The organism is Bacillus sp. G402 (assembly GCF_051172515.1).
Taxonomy (GTDB): domain Bacteria; phylum Bacillota; class Bacilli; order Bacillales; family Bacillaceae; genus Bacillus; species Bacillus altitudinis.
In genome coordinates, this window is record NZ_JBPIZC010000002.1 from 278,324 (window position 1) to 300,157 (window position 21,834).

Annotated in this window: 19 protein-coding genes; 7 read left to right on the top strand and 12 right to left on the bottom strand. The window is 42.0% G+C overall.

The genetic code is table 11. The annotated features are described in order from the left end of the window. Positions 1-11 precede the first annotated feature (11 nt). From ACSBQP_RS10090 to modB, 3 genes are all read left to right on the top strand, one after another. On the top strand, positions 12-1,862 hold the full coding sequence (locus ACSBQP_RS10090) for an LTA synthase family protein (RefSeq protein ID WP_048003213.1): 1,851 nt from the start codon (positions 12-14) through the stop codon (positions 1,860-1,862). A gap of 115 nt (positions 1,863-1,977) precedes the next feature. Continuing rightward, positions 1,978-2,754: a molybdate ABC transporter substrate-binding protein gene (modA, locus tag ACSBQP_RS10095; protein ID WP_048003214.1), complete on the top strand. Its 777-nt coding sequence runs from the start codon at positions 1,978-1,980 to the stop codon at positions 2,752-2,754. Next, positions 2,754-3,419 (top strand): molybdate ABC transporter permease subunit, encoded by a 666-nt coding sequence (gene modB, locus ACSBQP_RS10100; RefSeq protein ID WP_008347121.1) that lies wholly within the window; start codon positions 2,754-2,756, stop codon positions 3,417-3,419. The genes modA and modB overlap by 1 nt, the downstream gene beginning before the upstream one ends. Positions 3,420-3,599: 180 nt before the next feature. On the opposite strand, the gene ACSBQP_RS10105 is transcribed toward modB, so the two are convergent. The 7 genes from ACSBQP_RS10105 to ACSBQP_RS10135 all read right to left on the bottom strand — a co-directional run bounded on the left by ACSBQP_RS10105 (position 3,600) and on the right by ACSBQP_RS10135 (position 12,082). Beyond that, positions 3,600-4,445, bottom strand: a complete 846-nt coding sequence (locus tag ACSBQP_RS10105; protein ID WP_017359243.1) for an aldo/keto reductase — start codon at positions 4,443-4,445, stop codon at positions 3,600-3,602. A 68-nt stretch (positions 4,446-4,513) separates the two neighbouring features. Then, positions 4,514-5,383, bottom strand: a complete 870-nt coding sequence (locus tag ACSBQP_RS10110) for an ROK family protein (RefSeq protein WP_286108515.1) — start codon at positions 5,381-5,383, stop codon at positions 4,514-4,516. A gap of 63 nt (positions 5,384-5,446) precedes the next feature. Beyond that, positions 5,447-7,462, bottom strand: a complete 2,016-nt coding sequence (locus ACSBQP_RS10115) for a Na+/H+ antiporter (protein WP_039963778.1) — start codon at positions 7,460-7,462, stop codon at positions 5,447-5,449. 320 nt (positions 7,463-7,782) lie between these two features. Continuing rightward, positions 7,783-8,394, bottom strand: a complete 612-nt coding sequence (locus ACSBQP_RS10120) for a trimeric intracellular cation channel family protein (RefSeq protein ID WP_007500242.1) — start codon at positions 8,392-8,394, stop codon at positions 7,783-7,785. Between the two features lie 345 nt (positions 8,395-8,739). Beyond that, a complete protein-coding gene (locus ACSBQP_RS10125; protein ID WP_007500241.1) occupies positions 8,740-9,153 on the bottom strand; it encodes a disulfide oxidoreductase in 414 nt (137 codons plus the stop codon). Then, entirely contained in the window at positions 9,150-9,836 is a 687-nt protein-coding gene (locus ACSBQP_RS10130; protein WP_017359241.1) for a DsbA family protein, read from the bottom strand. The genes ACSBQP_RS10125 and ACSBQP_RS10130 overlap by 4 nt, the downstream gene beginning before the upstream one ends. Before the next feature lie 146 nt (positions 9,837-9,982). After that, positions 9,983-12,082: a heavy metal translocating P-type ATPase gene (locus ACSBQP_RS10135; protein WP_144666047.1), complete on the bottom strand. Its 2,100-nt coding sequence runs from the start codon at positions 12,080-12,082 to the stop codon at positions 9,983-9,985. A 422-nt stretch (positions 12,083-12,504) separates the two neighbouring features. On the opposite strand from ACSBQP_RS10135, the gene ACSBQP_RS10140 reads away from it, so the two are divergent. Genes ACSBQP_RS10140 through ACSBQP_RS10150 form a run of 3 tightly spaced genes read left to right on the top strand, consistent with a single transcriptional unit; the run spans position 12,505 to position 15,072 of the window. Further along, the gene (locus tag ACSBQP_RS10140; RefSeq protein WP_008347622.1) at positions 12,505-13,248 is read left to right on the top strand and encodes a metal ABC transporter ATP-binding protein; all 744 of its coding nucleotides are present in this window, start codon (positions 12,505-12,507) and stop codon (positions 13,246-13,248) included. Next, complete coding sequence (locus ACSBQP_RS10145) at positions 13,248-14,120, top strand: metal ABC transporter permease (protein ID WP_007500236.1); 873 nt, start codon at positions 13,248-13,250, stop codon at positions 14,118-14,120. The genes ACSBQP_RS10140 and ACSBQP_RS10145 overlap by 1 nt, the downstream gene beginning before the upstream one ends. Positions 14,121-14,133: 13 nt before the next feature. After that, entirely contained in the window at positions 14,134-15,072 is a 939-nt protein-coding gene (locus ACSBQP_RS10150) for a metal ABC transporter substrate-binding protein (RefSeq protein WP_007500234.1), read from the top strand. Positions 15,073-15,109: 37 nt separating this feature from the next. On the opposite strand, the gene ACSBQP_RS10155 is transcribed toward ACSBQP_RS10150, so the two are convergent. Continuing rightward, complete coding sequence (locus tag ACSBQP_RS10155; RefSeq protein WP_435028373.1) at positions 15,110-15,658, bottom strand: hypothetical protein; 549 nt, start codon at positions 15,656-15,658, stop codon at positions 15,110-15,112. 88 nt (positions 15,659-15,746) lie between these two features. Here ACSBQP_RS10155 and ACSBQP_RS10160 point away from each other — a divergent pair, with 88 nt between their 5' ends. After that, entirely contained in the window at positions 15,747-16,355 is a 609-nt protein-coding gene (locus ACSBQP_RS10160; RefSeq protein ID WP_435028374.1) for a TetR/AcrR family transcriptional regulator, read from the top strand. Positions 16,356-16,575: 220 nt separating this feature from the next. On the opposite strand, the gene ACSBQP_RS10165 is transcribed toward ACSBQP_RS10160, so the two are convergent. The 4 genes from ACSBQP_RS10165 to ACSBQP_RS10180 form a co-directional block, all read right to left on the bottom strand. Continuing rightward, positions 16,576-17,511 (bottom strand): response regulator, encoded by a 936-nt coding sequence (locus ACSBQP_RS10165; RefSeq protein WP_017359238.1) that lies wholly within the window; start codon positions 17,509-17,511, stop codon positions 16,576-16,578. Next, positions 17,508-18,824: an ATP-binding protein gene (locus tag ACSBQP_RS10170; protein WP_435028375.1), complete on the bottom strand. Its 1,317-nt coding sequence runs from the start codon at positions 18,822-18,824 to the stop codon at positions 17,508-17,510. The genes ACSBQP_RS10165 and ACSBQP_RS10170 overlap by 4 nt, the downstream gene beginning before the upstream one ends. A gap of 117 nt (positions 18,825-18,941) precedes the next feature. Continuing rightward, on the bottom strand, positions 18,942-20,387 hold the full coding sequence (aspA, locus tag ACSBQP_RS10175; RefSeq protein WP_007500224.1) for an aspartate ammonia-lyase: 1,446 nt from the start codon (positions 20,385-20,387) through the stop codon (positions 18,942-18,944). 16 nt (positions 20,388-20,403) lie between these two features. Further along, a complete protein-coding gene (locus tag ACSBQP_RS10180) occupies positions 20,404-21,681 on the bottom strand; it encodes a cation:dicarboxylate symporter family transporter (protein ID WP_007500222.1) in 1,278 nt (425 codons plus the stop codon). Between the last annotated feature and the right edge of the window lie 153 nt (positions 21,682-21,834).

The window sequence follows — 21,834 nt, forward strand, 5'->3', positions numbered from 1 at the left end:
GAGTTACATAAATGAAAGCGTTTTTCAAAAATCACTGGTTTTTAGTGTACTCCATCCTCTTTATGTGGATGAAAACATACATCATTTATCAATTCGGATTTCATATACGAACGGCCAATCTGTTTCACGAGTGGCTGCTTTTGATTAATCCACTTAGCTTTTTGCTCCCTTTGTTTGGGATTGCTCTTTTCTTAAATGAAACGAAACAAAAGGTCTTTTTATTGACCACAAATTTTATTTTGACAGCCATTTTGATATCGAATACGATCTTTTACGGTTTTTATATTGATTTCATTACCATTCCTGTCTTATTTCAAGCAAAGAACATGGGAGATATGGGTAGCAGTATGACTGAATTGTTTCATCCGCTATTTATACTCATGCTGATTGATTTTGTAGTGCTGGCATGGCTCTTAAAACGGAAACCGCTATCACCAAAAGCGTCTTTTAAGACGATCAAAACATACTATGTGGTTTGCTGCAGCTTGCTATTGTTCCATGTCAGCTCAGCTTTGATGGACCACCCTCGTTTTTTGACAAGCTCGTATGATCGAGAAGTCATTGTACGAAACCTTGGGCTGTTTCAATTCCATTTGTATGACGGTGCCGCTCAAACAGCACGAATTGGACAAAAAGCCTTTGCTGACGAAGATACACTTTCAACAGTGGCAAACTACACAAAAGCTGATTACAGTGCTCCGAATGAAGACTACTTTGGACTTGCTAAAGGCAAAAATGTCGTGTTCATTTCACTTGAATCAACGCAGCAATTTGTCATGAATCAAAAGGTGAATGGACAATACATCACACCATTTTTAAATCAACTTGCCAAAAAAAGCTTCTATTTCGATGAATTTTATCAGCAGACAGAGCAAGGCAAAACGTCGGACTCAGAGTTTATCGTCGCAAACTCCCTCTATCCATCTAGCAGTGGCGCTGTCTTTTTCACAGCGAGTGACAACGAATATGACACACTGTACAAGCAATTGAAAAAAGAGAATTATCAATCCGTCCAATTTCATGCGAATAATAAAACGTTCTGGAATCGTGATGTGATGTATGAATCTCTTGGGATTGACCGCTTTTATGATGTCGATTCATTTGATGTCAATGAACAGAATTCGACTGGCTGGGGCTTAAAGGATATCGACTTTTTTGACCAATCCATCGATTATTTAAAAAAGCTGAAAACGCCTTATTACAGCACGTTTATTACCTTAACCAATCACTTCCCATTTGAAATTGATCCAAAGGATCAGTTCATTGATGAATACGATTCGACTAGCACCATTTTAAACCGCTATGTGACCACCGTCCGCTATCAAGATGAAGCCATCAAAAGGTTCTTTGAACGAATGAAAGAAGAAGGACTATATGAAAATACAATGTTTGTCCTGATGGGAGACCACTATGGCATTTCAGAAGCACATCATGAGGCAATGGCAGAGCTGCTGAAGCAGAATGAAATCACACCGTTTGATGCGGTTAAACTGCAGCGGGTCCCTTTTTTGATTTACATTCCTGGGGTGACAGACGCAGCCCCTCAAACCATTTCTGAAACAGCCGGTCAAATGGATGTCAAACCGACACTTCTTCATTTACTCGGCATTGAATCAAAAGATGCCATTCAATTTGGAAATGACCTTTTCTCCAATGAACGGACGCCGTTCGCTGTGCTGAGAAATGGAAACTTTATTACAGATGATTATCTTTATACAAAGAACACGTGCTATGATCAAAAAACAAAACAACCTGTTGAAGAAGATGAAGTATGCCAGCCCTATATAGAAAAAGCCAATAAAGAGCTGTCTCTATCAGATAAAGTGATCAACGGGAACTTACTACGTTTTTATCAGCATTAAAAGCTGCCCTCTGGCGGCTTTTTCTTTTCTCTTTTCCTGAAAGCCTATGAATGGTCAAATAAGTTTGATTATAATAAAGGATACACATGATGTTGAATGATAAAGAGGTGTGATCATGAAATATTTATTCTTAACCTTCGTCGCCATCTGTTTGCTCCTGACTGGGTGTCAAACGGAGTCGACGTCACCAGATCAAAGAAAAAAGACAGAACTTGTGATTTCAGCGGCGGCAAGCCTGCAGGATGCTTTGAAAGAGATTGAATCTGCCTATGAAGATGATCATCCAAACGTGACACTCACGAATAATTTCGGGTCATCCGGCGCATTGAAGCAGCAAATCGCTCAAGGAGCAAAAGCGGATCTCTTCTTCTCAGCAGCTGAAGAGCCTTTTGATGACCTTGTTCAATCTGGCGACATCGATCAGGATCATACAAAGGATGCCATACAAAATGAGCTTGTTCTCATCGTGCCAAAAGAAGGTTCCTCTTCTATCAAAACCTTCCGCGATGTTCAGCACATAAAAGGAAAGATAGCGCTTGGCACACCTGAATCTGTTCCTGCTGGTACATATGCAAAAGAGATTTTCACAAAACTGAATATATGGGACCAAGTGAAACAGAACGCTGTCTATGGCAAGGATGTTCGTCAAGTATTAAACTATGTCGAAACAGGAAATGTGGAAGCTGGTATCGTGTATAAGACGGACGCGCTCGTTTCTCGCAAAGTAAAGATAGTAGATGAGGCAAATCAGGACATGCATTCCCCCATCATTTATCCAGTTGGCATTGTCAAACAGACCGAACATATGAAGGAAGCGAAAGCATTTTTTCAATATCTCCAATCAGATCCAGCCGCATCGATTTTTAAAAAGTACGGCTTTCAAGTGAAATAATGCCGATGCTGACCGAAGATTTTCTTTCACCTATCTGGCTGTCCGTACAAGTGGCTGCTTTCAGCGGGTTATTGGCTGTCGTTTTAGGAACGTCCATTGGTTTTTGGATGGCGCGTACATCTTTCAAAGGAAAAATGATCGTGGAAACGCTCCTCATGATGCCGCTTGTCCTTCCGCCAACAGTCGTAGGATTTCTGCTGCTCGTCGTGTTCGGGAAGCACAGTGTGATTGGACAAGCCATTGAATGGATCTTCCATCAGCCTGTCATCTTCACTTATTGGGCAGCGGTCATTGCATCGACAGTTGTCGCATTCCCGCTCATGTATCAATCAGCGAAAGCTGGTTTTTCTACGATTGAGTCAGACATTGAAGGTGCTGCAAAAGTTGATGGTGCGCATTCTTTCCAGGTCTTTGCCTATATTACCGTCCCACTCGCACTGCCATCTCTTCTCTCTGGTGCAGTTTTAAGTTTCGCAAGGGCTTTAGGAGAATTTGGAGCGACTTTAATGTTCGCTGGCAACATTCCTGGGAAAACGCAAACCCTCCCAACAGCCATCTATGTGGCGATTGATTCTGGACGAATGGAACTTGCGTGGGCTTGGACCATTTGTATTGTGATCCTGTCTTTTCTCATGCTGTTGGCTGTGCGCCGAAGCAGGACTTAAAAAATCCCCTTCTCAAAAAGAGAAAGGGGATTCAGATTGTTGACAAAGGGCTAAAATGAACTTGATTTTAGCCCTTTGTCTTTTTTCAGCGTGATAGAAAACCTTTGCTAGTCTAGGAAGCACCAGTACTCACTGACAAAATATGCGAGGGTTTGTCTACACGCTAAGGGGATTTTTTATTTATTCAAACCCAACCGTCATCGTTTCTGGATTAGACCCGACACGTTCATTATTATTAAGTGCATTGATTTTTTCCATGTCTTCTTGTGAAAGCTCGAAGTCAAAAATGTCGGCATTTTGTTTAATGCGTTCTTCATTGATTGATTTTGGAATGGTGACAACGCCGCTTTGCAGATCCCAACGCAAGATCACTTGAGCCACAGATTTGTTGTATTGTGCTGCAATTTCCTTTAATACGTCATGATCCAAAAGCTTTCCTTGCATCAGCGGAGACCATGCTTCAATTTGAATGCCTTTTTCTTTCGCATATTGTCGTAATTCGACAAGTGTCAGTTTTGGATGAAACTCCACTTGGTTCACCGCTGGAACAACCTCCGCATCTTTTAACAGCTCTTCTAAATGCTGCACATAGAAGTTGCTGACACCAATCGCTCTTACTTTTCCATCTTTATAAAGCTTCTCAAGCGCACGCCATGTCTCTTTAAATGTATCTGCATTTGGTCCAGGCCAATGAATCAAATAGAGGTCTAAGTAATCAAGACCGAGCCGGTTTAAGCTTGCATCGAATGCAGCGAGTGCTTTGTCATATCCTTGATCTGTGTTCCATACTTTTGACGTAATGAACAATTCTTCTCTTTTGACGCCAGATTCTTTAATGGCTTTCCCTACGCCTGTCTCGTTTTTATAAACGGCAGCCGTATCAATGCTGCGATAACCGTTTCGTATGGCTGCTTTGACGGCATCAACCACTTGGTTGCCGTCCTCCACTTTGAATACACCTAAACCAAACCATGGCATTTCTACTCCGTTATTTAGTGTTACGGTATCATTCAAGCTTTTGACCATGTTAACAACCACCTTTTCATAGATTCCATCTTTTTCATTATCTCATGTTGCGTTTGAAAACTCTATTATCAGGCGTTTCTCTTCGCTTCAATCGCTAACAGCAAAGCACCTGTCATACCTGCCTTGTCCTCAAGTCCAGGAGAGACAATGTATGTATCAAGCGGCGGCATGTCGACATAATCATTGACATACGCAGCCAGCTTCTCTCGAATGAGCGGAAATAGCTGTTTTTGCTTCATGACGCCTCCACCCATTATGATGCGCTCTGGGCTTAATATCAGCGTGTATTGCATTAATGCCTGTGCTAAATAATCTGCTTCAAGAGACCAAACTGCTTCTTCTTCGGTAAGCTCTTTAGCCGGCTTTCCCCACCTTGCCTCAATAGCTGGTCCTGCCGCCAGTCCTTCTAAGCAAGTACCATGCGCTGGGCAGACACCCTCAAACTGATCTGATTCATGCTGCCTGACCAGGATGTGTCCCATTTCTGGATGTGAGTGACCGTGAAGAAGCTCATGTTTCACAACAGCCCCGGCACCGATCCCCGTACCGACCGTGATATAGAGACAGCTGCTTAGCCCTTTGGCGGCCCCTTTTGTCAGTTCACCTAATGCTGCGGCATTGACATCTGTCGTAAAGGACACCGGTACGCCTAATTGTTTCTCCAGCTCAGGTATCAACGGGTAATGCTTCCATTCCACTTTCGGCGTATTCATGATGTAACCGTAAGAAGGATCGTCATTCTGGACACAAATCGGTCCAAAGGAACCGACCCCTAATGCTGCAATTTCATGTTGCTGAAAAAATGGAATAAGTGATTGGATGGTTTTTTCCGGGTGCTCTGTTGGAATGGTTAATTCCTCTATGATATCCCCATGCTCATTGCCAATGGCACAGCAGAACTTTGTCCCCCCAGCTTCAATCGCTCCGTAATATGTCATCCTGCCTCTCCCCCTGCTCGTCTCTTTTTTTCATCATAAAACATAGGAGAGAAGATGACAACATCATGTATTGGTCAGTAAGACTGCTTCCATGTCATTGATATACTCCCTTAAATGATGGGCAATATCACGATTGATTTCGCCATTTTCATATAAAGTTTGGATTTCATTACGAATCGTCTGTACGGCTTGGAAGTTAAGCTCTTTCTTCTTCCGGTCAAACGTACGATCCTTTTGCTGGAAGAAAGAAGGACCATGTTCACAGCGGAAAATCACTTGATTGTAAAACCCAATGACTTGATGACACGTTTGTTGATTGTCTTCGGTCATATGGTGCTTAATAGAATCCACCGCAGCTTCAGCCGTTTTCTTACGGATTTGTTTATACGATTCCTCGTTTTCTAATATGCCGCTCGAAATACGCTGATGCGGACGCCACAATTGAAGCCATTGTAGTAAGCGCAGAAACTTCACTTTTGAGAAACGAATTTTAAAGGAGTTGGAATAGAGCATTTCCAGCTCATGAAATCTCTCCTGCAGCTCATATGCTTCTTCTTTGTCGATTTTCTCTTCCTCAATCAACTGCTGAAGTTTCATCTGTTCTGCTTTAATGCCGTGCAGTCTGATTTTTCTCTCTTGTTTTCTCATACCAAACTGGTACGGTTCCCGCTGAATATTTCTCAGCTTCATTCGGTAATCATTGATGAGTGCAAGGGAGACTTCTCGATTGTCTTCATTCATTCCTTCTTTTAAGGTTTTAATGGCACTTCTCAGCAGCTTCCGTTTTGCGTGCTGAATCTTTGTATCTAAGTCCACATCCACCTGCTTATCTTTTTTCTCCGATAAAATAGGCAGCAAGACACTCGCTAAAATGAGTGTACATAAAATGACGCCTGCTGCGAGGAAAATAATTAAATGGCGCTCAGGAAATGGTGACCCGTCTGCAAGCGTAAACGGGATGGAGAAAGCACCCGCTAATGTAACAGCACCACGAACACCAGAGAATGTCATCAGCATGGAAGCACGCAGCTTCGGTTTTTTCGCGTTCTTCTTTTTCGATACACTCCAGTTTCCTGCCCAGAACAGCCATACCCATAGGAATCTGAGAATCATTAGACAGAATGTAATGATTAAAATGTAACTGATCACCTGCATATTATTAAAGGCTTCATCTTGGAAAATCACGGTCGATACATCAGGAATTTGTAACCCAAGTAAAACGAAAACAAGGCCATTTAAAATAAATAAAATAATATTCCACGTGTTTGAAGAAGCAATTTGCAGTTTTGCTAAATTCGCTTCCATTCTGTCTTGCTCGATGGCATGTGTCACACCACCGGCAACAACGGCTAAAATGCCGGATACGCCAATTTCTTCCGCTGCTAAATAAATCACAAACGGCGTGAGGATTTGCAGGATGATGTGCATTGTGACATCGTCCATGCCTAAACGGCGCAGAAAATAGCGGAAACGAATGATAAAAAACGACAGAATAAATCCGGTCAATAATCCGCCAGCAGCAATAAGAACAAAGCTAAAGGATGCCTCTGCAATGGAAAATGCCCCTGTAACCGTTGCAGCAATAGCAAATTTAAAGGCAACAAGTCCTGACGCATCGTTCATCAGGCCTTCGCCTTCCAGCAGTCTCATGATCCCCTTCGGCATATTCACACGGCTGGAAAGGGCACTTACAGCAACGACATCTGTCGGTGATAAAATCGCTGCAAGCGCAAATGCAGCTGGAAGTGGTATGCTTGGAATCATCCAATGGATGGTATATCCTGCGACAATGACTGTCGCAAATACGAGCCCTAAAGCTAATAGAAGAATGGGCGCTCTTAATTTCCACAGCTCGTCCCTTGGGGTACGCTTCCCATCATTAAATAACAGCGGTGCAATGAATAAAACGAAGAATAGCTCAGGATTTAAAGAAATATGTAAACCTGAAGGAAAAGCTGCGACCAATATCCCTAAACCCACTTGGATTAATGGAACTGGAATAAAGGGCAGAAAACGATTGATAATATTAGATGATGCAATGAGTGCTAGTAGTACGAGCACTGCCAAAAAAATCTCCAAGTACATGTCCCTCCCATTTCATTTTTTCCGTCATGTTTTGCTTACATGCAAAGATGTGTTCATTTCTTTCAGATCCATCCGTTCGGTCATGAGCGTTTCTTTAGTATCCCGCAAAAAGCGAAACCAACACATAACAATCCATCTAGGCAAAAAAAGACTGAATCTACATATTCAGTCAAATGACAACATTTTCATCTCGTGTATTGTTCCAATGATGAATAAAGAACCTACTTTTATTTTACACGAAAACAGCTTGACCTGCTGACATCAAGCTCGAATAACACATAAAAAAAAGAGCGACACATCGCCCTCTTTTCGTTTTACCCTTTATTTAAAAAATAAGATCTAGCGGGAAGCCGCCATTTGAATAAGTAGGAACAAACCCTGCATATAACGAGGATGACAAACAGCAGATATAAAGCAAGCTCTCCTTGCGCTAAGCCGAGTCCGACGAGTAAGCCGCCAAGGGCTGCCCATACTGCGTAAATCTCTGCTTTTAGCACAAGTGGCTTTCGTCCTGCCAATAAATCACGCACAATGCCTCCGCCGCTTCCAGTCAAAATCGCTGCCACAATGACCGCACTGAGCGGGAGCTCTCTTTGTACAGCAAATAATGCACCTTGAATTGCAAAGGCTGCTAAACCGATCGCATCCGAGAAATTCCCCCACGTGCTCCAGTGCTTGAGCAAAAGCTTTGGAAATAGAAACACGATCGTAATGGATACAAGGGCAATGGTAAACATTTTGCCCTGTGACCATAAAGCAGACACCGGAAGACCAATTAATAGATTCCGAATCGCTCCACCGCCAAATGCTGTGACAATCCCTAAAATGTACACACCAAGAATATCGTACTCTTCCTCCATTGCGACAATCGCACCACTAATGGCGAATGCCACAATGCCAATAATACTTAACACTTCCCATGCCATTTTCCGCTTATCTCCTTACCATTGTCTGATCATCTAACACTCTCCCCTTAATGTATATCTGACACAAATGAAAAGCAATACAAATTTTCTTTAAATTTTATCTTTTTGCAAAAATAAAAAATAGCCTGCTTAAAAGCAGGCTCAGATTGTTGACAAAGGGCTAAAATGAACTTGATTTTATCCCTTTGTCTTCATTTCAGCGTGATAGAAAACCTTTGCAGTCTAGGAAGGACGAGTACTGGCGCGGAGCGAATTTGACATTCGTGAGCACCAGCACGCAGGACTGACAAAGAATGCGAGGGTTTGTCTACACGCTGATAGCCTGCTTAAAAGCAGGCTATCTCCTCAATCTTCTTTTGCATTTAAAAGCAGCATACTAATGATGATCAGAATAAATGCAATGAGAGCTAAGAGTGGAATGGTGATAAAACCAAACCAGTTCAGATAATCAACGGAACAAGGAATACCGCTTAGACAAGGACGAATCGATGCAAAGCCTGGAATCTTTTGTTCCATATAATGATAGATGGAAAAGCAAGCACCAATCCCGGCCAAAGGGAGAACGTAGTACTTCACTTTGACATCGCCACGGAATGTAGCAATTCCAAGTAAAAGCACAAGCGGATACATGAAAATGCGCTGAAACCAGCACATATCACATGGAATAAACTTCTTTACTTCGCTTAAATACAGGCTGCTCATCGTCGCCACAATCGAGACGATCCAAGCGCTGTATAAGTAAATCAGTTTATTCTTCATGATTTTTTCCCTTTCAGCTCTTGATCAATTAATTCTTTGATTTCATCATAGTCATAAAAGTTTTGGACTTGTTTATTGTTAATGAAAATAGTTGGTGTTGCATTTACTTTGTATTGATTCACCAGCTGATCATCTGTGTTCAACTGTGGCTGATATGTTTTCTTTGATAGGTTATCTTTCAGCTTGTCCGTATCAATTTTCGTTGTCTTCTTCGCCAATTCGGTGAGCTTTGCTGGCGTTACCCATTCTGCTTCACTATCTGGTTGTGCGTTGTAGACCGCTTCATGAAATGCCCAGAAGTTTTTCGGATCTTCTTTCCACACTTCTTCAGAAGCCAGTGCTGCTAATACCGCACCGTCCCCATGAACAGGCAGTGGTAAGTTAATAAATGAGAAGGATACATCGCCATTATCTATGTAGTCTGCTTTCAATTTTGGGAAAATGTCAGTCTCAAATGATTTACATGATGGACATTTGTAATCCCCAAACTCGACAACTTGCACTTTTGCCTTTTGATCTCCCATGACAGGCTGTCCTTTAATAGACGGCTTACTGTCAACTGTTTGTGCTTCTTGGCTGTTGTTGTTACCGATCACAACGAAAATACCGATGAGAAGAGCTGCAATGATGGTTAATATAACTGCAAACTTGATGGATGAAGATTGATTATTTTTTTTACTCACAAAAGCACCTACCTTATCTTTTTCATTCATTCCTTCACAAAGAAAAAGGATAACAGCTCAAGAAAATGCCATTATCCAACTTCTTCTATTTTAACAAGAGGGGGTCTATTATGAAAGACGCTATTCATGAATTTTTCCTTACAATTTTATTTCATGACCCTCATCGCATTTAAAACAGCCAGTACAGTGACACCAACATCCGAGAAGACGGCTTCCCACATCGTTGCAATACCGAATGCACCAAGTATGAGAAAGACGGCTTTCACACCAAGAGCAAACGCAATATTCTGCCATACGATGGCTCTCGTTCTTTTAGCGACAGCAATAGCTTCCGCTACCTTCGATGGCTGATCTGTCATAATCACAATATCAGCCGCTTCAACTGCTGCATCTGAACCAAGTCCACCCATGGCAATACCTATATCCGCTCTTGCCAAAACCGGCGTATCGTTTATGCCGTCACCAACAAACAATAATTTGTCTTGAGATGCTTTTTTCTCATACATGTCTTCGATTTTGGCGACTTTATCCTGTGGCAATAATTCAGTGTGAACTTCGTCAATGCCGATCTGTTGTGCGACTGCATTTCCTACTTGCGCAGCATCCCCTGTAAGCATCACGGTTTGAATGCCCGCAGCTTTTAGAGAAGATATCGCTTCAACTGCATCGTCTTTTACTTCATCTGCAATCAAGATCGATCCCGCAAACTCACCGTCTATTGCTAAATACACAACCGTTCCGCTTCGTTTTTCTTTTTCAAAAGCAATGCCCTCTCGTTCCATCAGGCGATGGTTACCTGCCAATACATGAGCTCCGCGAATTGTCGCTTTGATCCCATGACCCGCAATATCCTCGTAAGATTCGATCTGGCTCTCATCAAGAGACGCCCCGTAAGCCGCCTTAATCGATTCCGCAATCGGATGCGAAGAATGCGCTTCTGCCAGTGCCGCAAAAGAAAGCAATTCCTCTTCTGACCATTTCTCATTCGCTGCTTCGATATGAGTGACTGTAAAGTTCCCTTTTGTCAAAGTACCTGTTTTATCAAACACCGCATAGCGCACAGAGTTCAAGGCTTCTAAGTAGTTACTGCCTTTCACTAAAATGCCTCGTTTTGATGCGGCACCAATCCCGCCAAAGAAACCTAATGGAATGGATACAACGAGAGCACATGGACACGAAATGACAAGGAAGACAAGTGCCCGGTATACCCAATCAGACAATTGAGCTGATGGGATGAGAAGCGGTGGTACAAAGGCAAGCAATAAAGCTAGCACGACCACAGCAGGTGTATAATATTTAGCGAACTTTGTGATAAAGTTTTCTGTCTGCGCTTTACGGCTGCTTGCATTTTCGACCAAATCCAAAATCTTCGTAACCGCTGACTCACTGAGCTCTTTTTGCACTTCAATTTCAAGAATGCCGTTTTGGTTCACAAATCCAGCAAGCACTTCTTTTCCTGCTTCCACATCTCTTGGAACAGACTCCCCAGTTAGTGCAGAGGTATCCACAAGAGAATAACCGTCTATCACGCGTCCATCCAAAGGAATTTTTTCACCTGGTTTAACGACAATACGGTCACCAGCTTTGACTTCTTCCGGCTTTACCTTTTTTGTTTCTTGCCCCACTTTGAGATTTGCGTATTCTGGACGTATATTCATTAATTCGCTAATTGATTTTCTAGAGCGATTCACAGCTGCCCCTTGGAACAGTTCTCCAATTTGGTAAAACAGCATGACTGCCAGTGCCTCAGGATACTGCTGAATCACAAAAGCACCAACTGTAGCTATGGTCATTAAAAAGTTCTCATCAAATACTTGACCGCGCACAATATTTTTCAGCGCTTTCAAGACAACATCTCCGCCAACTAGTAAATACGCGGCGAAAAACATGATGAACTTCAGTAAGCCATTGTCAGGTATAAAATAAGCCGCCGTTCCAATGACTGCACCACCAATTAATTTCAGTACAATCGTTTTTAAATTCTTTGTTCCATGATCGTGATCGTGGTGATGTCCTTCTTCTTTTGGTGATACACTCACATGAGGTTCAATGGACTGAACGGTTTTTTCAATACGCTTTGACATCGTTTCTTGTGCATCAGCATGTGTCACAGTTAATGTACCCGTCGCAAAATTAATTGAGCAGGCTTCCACTCCTTCAAGTTTGCTGACGCCTGTTTCAATTTTACGGGCACAGTTTCCACAATCAAGACCGCTTAATACGTATTCATCCTTCATCTTTTTCATGTTCTCACCTTTTTCTATATAAGTAGCCTTCCCTGATTCAATCAAACCTATCAGCTGCTGTAGATATTATATATGAGCACATATTCATATATTGAATTACCCTTATTATATGAGGAGTTCTTACAAACTGTCAATCATTTATAAGCAAATGTTTGAGATTTTTCGTATTCAAGGATGTCACGTGAATTTTCAATAATCCATGCTCATGTCCCCTCTTCGTTGCATAACATAAAAACGATCGCTTGATGGGAATATTCAGCATTTCTCTTTACAAAAGAAGGACATACGATTAGAATAAGATAAAAGTTTCCTTAAGGAAACAAATTAGCGTTAGAGAATCATTTCATCCTTTAGTCAAAATTATTAAATGTATGCATATATTTTTAGGAAACGCAATTGATGATCGAAAGGGGCCGCAAGAGATGTCAAATGCTTTAACAATCGACCGCCTGTATGTCTCATACCACGGACAGGATGCACTAGAAAACGTCTCTCTTTCCATACAGGAAGGAACGATGACTGGAATCATTGGTCCAAATGGTGCTGGTAAATCGACTTTATTGAAAGCTTGTTTAGATTTAATTGAAAAGGATCAAGGGGACATTCGTTTTTTTGAACAACCCTTTAAACAAGTGAGAAAACAGATCGCCTATGTACCGCAAAGAAATGATCTAGACTGGACGTTTCCTATCCATGTGCTGGATACTGTACTGCTTGGCACATACCCAAAGCTCGGATTGATCAAACGACCGAAAAAAGAAGACCGTGCCTATGCGTACCATTGCTTAGAAAAGGTCGGGATGCAGGACTTTGCCAAAAGGCAGATTGGGGAATTATCTGGCGGTCAGCAGCAGCGTGTCTTCCTTGCACGAGCACTCGCTCAAAACGCACAGCTCTTTTGTTTAGATGAACCATTTGTCGGAATTGATATGGCAAGTGAAGAAACGATGATCGGCATTTTGAAGGAATTACGAGATGAAGGAAAAACCATTCTGGTTGTCCACCATGATTTAAGTAAGGCCGATGATTACTTCAGCCATCTCGTTCTTCTAAATAAGAAGCTGGTCAAAGCAGGGCCTGTCCATGATATTCTTCGTCCTGAGGTCATGCTCCAAGCATACGAAACACAGCTACCATTTTTAAAATCAGCAGGAGGAGACGCGTAATGGAATTCTTAACCGGACTTTTTGAATATGCGTTTTTACAAAAAGCGTTATTTACATCCGTGATGGTAGGGATCATCTGTGGCGTCATTGGCTGCTTTATCATTTTACGGGGAATGGCTTTGATGGGAGATGCGATTTCACACGCTGTACTTCCAGGTGTCGCCATCTCTTATATGCTCGGCATTAACTTTTTCTTTGGTGCGGTTCTAACTGGTGTACTAACAGCCATCGGCATCGGATATGTCAGTCAAAATAGCCGTATTAAAAATGATTCTGCCATCGGGATCGTATTCACTGCTTTTTTTTCCATTGGGATCATTTTGATTACATTTTTAAAAAGTTCCAGCGATTTATATCATATCTTGTTTGGAAACGTACTAGCTGTTCGTTCATCTGATATGTGGATCACGCTTGGCATCGGCATTTTCATTTTGCTGGCTGTCATCGTTTTCTACAAAGAACTGCTCATTAGTTCATTTGATCCAGTGATTTCTTCGGTTTACGGTTTACCGAACCGCATGATCCATTATTTCCTCATGACCTTATTGACCTTAGTGACCGTGGCATCCCTGCAAACTGTAGGTATTATTCTTGTTGTTGCAATGCTTATTACACCAGCTGCCACCGCTTATTTACTGACAGACCGGCTATGGATCATGATTTATTTATCTGCTTTTTTTGGAGCAGTTTCAGCCGTCGTAGGACTTGGGCTCAGCTTTACGTATAACTTGTCGTCTGGTGCTTCCATTGTGCTGGTCGCGACCATATTATTCGGCAGTGCCTTTATCTTTTCACCGAAACAAGGGATATTGTGGAGATCCTTAAAATCGAAGCGAAAACGAACACAGTTAAAAAAGGAAGCGTCTATGTAAAAGGAGGACATATATGAAGAAGGTATTAGCAATCCGTTTGGCCGCAGTATGTATTGCCCTTTTGGTCATCGCAGGCTGTTCTACTCAGCAAAAGAGTTCCGGAAAAGATGACGGTACATTAAAAGTTGTCACAACCTACTCCATTCTTTATGACATTGTGAAGGAAGTAGGAGGACAGCATGTCTCTATTCACAGCATTGTTCCCATTGGTACAGACCCACATGAATTTGACCCACTGCCAAAGGATGTTCAGTATACGACGGATGCAGACCTTGTTCTATCTAATGGCTTGAACCTTGAAACAGGAAATGGCTGGTTTCAAAAACTGCTTGAATCGAGCGGAAAGGACGGGGATGATGCACCTGTAGCCGAGCTGAGTAAAGGCGTCAAAGTGAAGCATTTGTCTTCAAAAGGGCTTGAAAGCCAGCAGGACCCACACGCATGGCTGAATGTCGAGAATGGGATTCTTTATGCGCAAAATGCCAGAGATGCGCTCATTCAAGCAGATCCTGAGCATAAAGAGGATTACGAGAAAAATGCTGAAACCTATATCAAAAAGCTTCAAACGCTTCACGATGAAGCAAAAGACAAGTTTGATCAACTGCCAAAAGACAAAAAACTCCTTGTCACAAGCGAAGGGGCATTCAAATATTTTGCGGATGCGTATGGACTGAAAGCTGGCTACATTTGGGAGATCAACACAGAAAGTGAAGGAACACCTGGACAAATGAAGCGCATCATTCATTTTGTTAAAGACCATCAAGTTCCTGCCCTTTTTCTTGAAACAAGTGTAGATAAGCGCAGCCTTGAAAGCCTATCTGAGGAAACCGGAGTTCCGATTAAGGGGAAAGTATTTACGGATTCTATTGGCAAAGAAGGTGAAGATGGGGACAGCTACTATAAGATGATGAAATGGAATATTGACACCATTTATAAAGGACTGTCATCATAAGAAAAGACAGGTGGAGTAAATCCGCCTGTCTTTTTTGTCAACCTGCTATATTTTCTGGGTGTTTTTTCGGCCAAATGACGTAGCTGATGCTAATGATGAAATCAATGGTTAAGACCATCCCCCACACACTGACAAGCTGCATCAGAGATTCCGTTCGTTCTGGTGCTTGGATGAGATAGGTCAATCCATATAATAGCCCCGCTCCGATGACATAAGAGATGAAATGACGCGTCCAGCCCACCATTTCATACAAAGACCGCTCCTTCCCGTACTTTGGTTTCCCCTTTGGCTTAGAACCACCTGCAAAACGATAAGCAAACTTAGCATCCGCCCATTTCACCATTTGATGTCCAAAGGCCAGACTCACACCAATATAGACAGCCGCAAGCCCATGAATGACGCTCGCCACAGCCCCTTGCTTTAAATCTATATAAGTAGCCGCAAGAAGGATGAGATCTAAAACCGGCGTACAGACAAGAAAGAAAGCACCCCATTTTTTCTGTTTAAACACATAACGCAGTGTTAAGCCCATAAGAATAAACAACCAAAAACCAATTTCACAGGCCACAATCAATAAACCGACCAATTTCCCCACATCCTTTTTAACACAATTGTATTAAATAAAAAATAACACAACTGTGTTAAAAAAACAATAGCTGTGCTAAAATCAAGGTATGCCAAAAATCGTCGATCACCATAAACAAAAACAAAAGGTCGCTCAAGCTGCTATGAGAGTGATTAAACAAGAGGGATTAGAAAACGCTTCTGTACGAAAAATAGCCGTTGAAGCTGGCATTTCAGCCGGCTCTATGCGTCATTATTTTTCCACACAGCAAGAATTATTTCTATTCTCCATGAATTTAATTCAGGAAAGAGTGAAGGAGCGAATTGCTAAGCTTCCATTAAACGGTTCAACAAAGGAAAATGTATTCACATTATTGGAGCAGGTTCTTCCACTAGACGAAGAACGAATATTTGAAATGGAGGTGTGGCAGGCTTTTACAGTCAAGGCACTGACTGAACCAGATTTACAGCCGCTCAATGCAAAGATGTATGACGAGCTTTTTCAAACCGTTCAATTTTGCTTAATGAAATTGAAAGAGGATGAGCTACTGCTAGATCATATCGATCTTTTATTAGAAACTGAGCGGCTTTATGCGGTCATCAATGGGCTTGCATTGAATGGAATCGTACAGCCCCATCGTTTACCGCCTCAGCTCATGCGCTCCGTGCTACAGATGCATCTTCAATCCATCACAAAACAAGACATGCCCTCCTTATAGAGAGCATGTCTTCAGATTGTTGACAAAGGGCTAAAATGAACTTTATTTTGGCTCTTTGTCTTCTTTTCAGCGTGATAGAAAACCTTTGCAGTCTAGGAAGGACGAGCATCGGCGCGGAGCGAATTTGACATTCGTGAGCACCGAAGCGCAGGACTGACACCGAATGCGAGGGTTTGTCTACACGCTGAGACATGCCCTCCTTATAGAGAGCATGTCTTTTTTAATCTTCCATAAAAATGCGTTTTGCCTCGTAATAGAGCACCTGTACAAATTTCTTCACATTGATACGTGTGTGCTCTTCTCTTCCACTTGTCTCTTTTGTGAGTTCACTCATTTTCTTACGCACAATGGTAAAATCGAAAAATTTTGATGCATAGTTTTCAAAGGTTGGGTGAGAAAAATCGGTTAACCCGAGCGAGGCGATGTGTTTCAATGATTGGTTGATCGCACGTCTCACCCGCTGTTCCGCTGCTTTTGCTTCTCTTGCGATGTCTGCTGATGTAAAAGGTTCGTTTAATTTATCCTCTGTGATGCCAGTGAAAATCACTTTTAATGAAGGAAAAGAGTCGTGCTGATCGGCATGTAACGCTAAATACTGATCTGTGAAAAGAATCATATCTAGTAAATCCTTAGACCCCTTTTCACCGACAATCCCAAGCTCCGCGAGCAAAAACTGACCTGCCTCTGCAAGACTTTTCCCACGCTGCTTCGTTTTCGTGGTCTGTCCGCGCTGCTGGAACTGCATGACCGATTTGAGCGAATGCTGAATATTTTCAATTGAGTGCTCTAAATGCAGACGTTCAATCATGAGGTGGAGCACACTTAAGACCTCTACCCGATTGATCGGCTTTGTCACATAATACTCGACACCGAGCGTATATGCCTGGCCGATGAGTTCCTTTGTTTCTACCTGTGACAGCATTAAATATTTCCCGTGAAATTCATCCTTGATCGCTCGAATCGTCTCAAGACCGTCCCTTTCCGGCATCAGAAGATCAATACACAAGATATCAATATGCAAATCATTTAAGTAGCTCGCTGTTACTTCAGCACCATCCTCTGCTTCCCCTGCCACAATGCCAAGCTCTTCATCTTCAATGAGCTGTGCCAGTGAAGAACGAACGGCTTCATCATCATCAACAATAAAAAATCTCATCTCCCATTCCCCTCTTTTCTGCTGACTTGATCAATTGGTATCGTTAAAGTGAACCTCGTTTGTTGATTCGGGACACTCTTCATTTCAACACTGCCGCCAAGCTTCTCAGCTGTGTCTTTCACATAGGAAAGACCGATGCCGCTTGATGGGTTCCCGGCTTGGTCGTATTTTAAAGTGAAGCCCGGTTTAAAGATCACATGATGGTTACGCTCTTTAATGCCTGGCCCGTTGTCACTGACTTGAAAGATCACATCATTCTCTTTCCGTGAAATGGATAGTGATACCTCTCCATTCACCGGAATGGCTTCAATGGCATTGGATACAATGTTATTTAATAAAGATAGAATGGTATACACATGATAAGCAGGGTGCTGTCCTTCTTCATCATAATGAAAAACGATGTGTTTTTTAAGAGATTCCGCGTAATTTTCATGGATACGAATCACAAGTCCAGCGATATGAGCAGGACTTGCATACTCCTGAAAGTTTTCCTCATGAATCAGTTTTGATAAGGCAGAAAAAATCCGCTGATTATCCTTTTTGATTTCGTGTACCTCACCTGCAATTTGCAGGGCTGTTTTTCCGAGTTTTTTCAAATCTAATGATTCCGTATCCTTTGCATGATGCAGAGATTGATACAATTGATAGGAAGTAGCTGTAATGTGCTCAGCATGTGCAAGGGTTTTATAAAAATATGTAGATTCCGTATAAAGATTTGACAGCAGCATCAGCAGGTGTTCCTTTTCCTTCTTCATTTGGCGCTCTCTCGCCTGTTCTTCGTATAATCGAATCATCGTATAACAAGCCAATACGAAAAAGCTTCTGAAAATCGCCAATACAAATAGTTGAAACAGCGTTCTCACTGTTAAAATTTCATCAATGGCTCCCCTGAGTGCAATCATTTCAACTACACTTGCGCATAGTTCCATGATGATCCCTGTCGCCCCAATGAGCCAAGGCTTATCACGGAAACGTCTGACCTGTAATACATAAAAAAGCGTACCATAGACGACGTAATACAGCAGGGAAGGAAATCTTAAAGAAACGGCCTCTTCCAGCGCTAGGTGGCCTGACACAGCAGTATCAAGAAGCACCCGGAATGCAAACACTGATCCCCCCGCAATGATGCCGCTTGCCCATGCCGGGAATTTTTTCATTTGAAGCAGGATAAAGAAAAAGACAACGGTTCCAAAGCTGACCCGAAAGCTATCCTCAAATGGATAAAATTTCAGCTCTCCCCCAATCGGAGTCAGAACAATAAGCATGATAATTAAATAAGGCTCTGTATTCAACCATTTTTTCAGTAGATTCAAACGCAGTCACATCCCTAATAATTGACGATAGTATACTATGTGCGCTTCAGAAAAACAAACAGTCCATGAAAAAACGCACACCGGACATTTGTCGGTGTGCGCTTCTCATGATGCCGCTTAATCTTCTAAACGATCCTTTTCTAAAAGTGATGCGCCAGCAATACCTGGTTTCGTCATTTCAAAAGGATTTAAGATGATATCAAGCTCTTCCTCTGATAACACATCATTTTGCAGACAAAGCTCACGTACAGATACGCCTGTAAGTATCGCTTCTCTCGCAATTCGTGCAGCAGCTTCATAACCAATATGCGGATTGACCGCCGTCATGACACCAGCACTCTTTTCTACATATTCTTTTAATCTAGATTCATCTGCTTTTAGGTCACGCAAGCAGTTATCGACAAAGGATTCAAATACATTTTTCATCATGCTGAGTGACTGTAGTAAATTGAATATTAAAACTGGTTCCATGACGTTCAGTTCAAGCTGACCAGCCTCTGATGCAAGACAGATCGTGTGGTCATTTCCAATGACTTGGAATGCCACTTGGTTCATGACCTCAGGCATCACTGGGTTGACTTTCCCTGGCATGATAGATGAACCTGGCTGTCTCGGCGGCAAGTGCAGCTCACCAAAGCCCGCTCTTGGACCTGAAGCCATCAAACGAATATCGTTTGCCATTTTGGACATATTCATCATACATACTTTCAGTGCAGCTGATACTTCTGTATAAGCATCTGTATTTTGCGTAGCATCGACCAAATCTTCTGCTCCAACTAACGGCAATCCGCTAATGTCAGCTAGATAACCAACGACCTGGCGAATATATTTAGGATCAGCATTCAGTCCTGTTCCAACTGCGGTTGCGCCCATATTGACTTCATATAAATGCTGTCTAGACTGCTTGATTCGTTTAATATCACGAGCAAGAACCTTTGCATATGCACTAAACTCTTGACCAAGTCTGATTGGAACAGCGTCCTGAAGATGCGTACGTCCCATTTTGATGACATGATCGAATTCTTGCGCTTTTTCTGTCATGACTTGATGCATGTTTTCCATCGTATAAAGTAGTTTTTCAATCATATTCAATGTTGAAATATGAATCGCTGTTGGGAAAACGTCGTTTGTTGACTGCGACATGTTCACATGCGTGTTTGGACTTAGCTCAGTATAAGCGCCTTTTTCCTTTCCTAGTAGTTCAAGCGCTCTGTTTGCAATGACTTCATTGGCATTCATATTCATTGAAGTGCCAGCCCCGCCTTGAATTGGATCGACAATAAATTGATTGTTCCATTTTCCTTCAATCACTTCATCTGCGGCTTGAACAATTTTTTCTCCAAGACCAGCATATAGTCGCTTTGTATCCATATTTGCAAGTGCGGCTGCCTTTTTGACAATCCCTAATGCTTTGATGAGTTCCTCATGAACATGGTAGCCAGTAATTGGAAAGTTCTCTACTGCACGTAATGTTTGAATTCCATAATACGCTTGAGTGTCTACTTCCTTTTCACCTAGAAAGTCTCGTTCGATACGAACTTGCTTGTCCTGTAGCTTCGTCATTTGAAAAGATCTCCTTTTACGCTGCTTTTGTTTGTTGTTTTAATTCCTCAATATACTTCTTCGATTTCTCTTGATCAAACACTTTTTCCCACTTAGACATGACAATGGCTGCAAGTGAGTTACCAAATACGTTAACAGTTGTACGAACCATGTCAAGGATACGGTCGATCCCAACGATGAAGGCAAGTCCTTCAAGAGGAAGTCCCATTGCTCCAAGTGTTGTGATGACAACAACGATCGATGCACCTGGTACACCAGCCATTCCTTTTGATGTGAGCATTAAGATTAATAGTAACGTAATTTGCTCATAGATGGAAAGAGGCATGCCGTACATTTGTGCAACAAATATGGCGGCAATGGATTGATAAATGGCACTTCCATCTAAGTTAAAGGTATAGCCTGTTGGGATAACGAACGACGTGATCGCTTTCGGGCATCCGAACTTCTCCATTTTGTCCATTAATCTAGGCAATACAGCTTCTGAACTTGCTGTTGAGAATGCAAGAATGATTTCTTCTTTTAACACTCTAAATAGTGTAAAGACGCTTGTTCCAGCTAATTTTGCGATAATGCCAAGTACGACAATCACGAAGAATGCCATTGTGCCGTAAACGACAAGTACCAGTTTACCTAGCGGGAGAAGCGCTCCGACCCCGAATTTGATCACCGTCACACTGATGAGCGCGAATACACCAAATGGTGCAAACTTCATCACTTTATTGGTCACCCAGAACATTGCTTCGAGTATCCCCTCAAAGAATCCTAACACTGGTTTTCCTTTGTCTCCAACTGCTGCAATTCCTAATCCGAATAACACTGTAAAGAAGATTGTTGGTAATAGATCACCTTCTGCAATGGATTGGAACACGTTTGTTGGCACAAGATGCACAATCGTTTCAGAGAAACTAGCTTTTTCGGCAGAAGACTTAGATGTCTCTTCATATTTAGAGATATCGCCTTTCTCCATGTTACTCATATCAATTCCTGTACCAGGATGGAAAACGTTTGCTGCAAGCAGTCCAACTGCTAATGCAATCGTTGTCACAATTTCGAAGTAAAGAATCGTTTTCCCACCGAGTCTTCCGATGGTTTTCATATCGCCTACACCTGCAACGGCTACAATCAATGCAGCAATAACAATTGGAAGAACGATCATTTTAATTAAGTGGATGAATATATCGCCAATCGGCGTTAACACATTAATAACGGTTTCATTTTGATAAAATAGTGCTCCTACGACAACACCCAAAACAAGTGCGATGAGTATTTGAGAAGCTAACCCTAACTTTTTCATACGTGGACCCCCTTTTTTTGATAACGCTTTCTTTGTTGCCTAATCGCATCTTAACGATGAACCTACAAAAAACGACAAAAAGGAACAAAAAGAAGTGAATTTTTTATGAAAAATCTTTTAAAAGGTGGGTTTTTCCACAAAATTGTTAAAAAA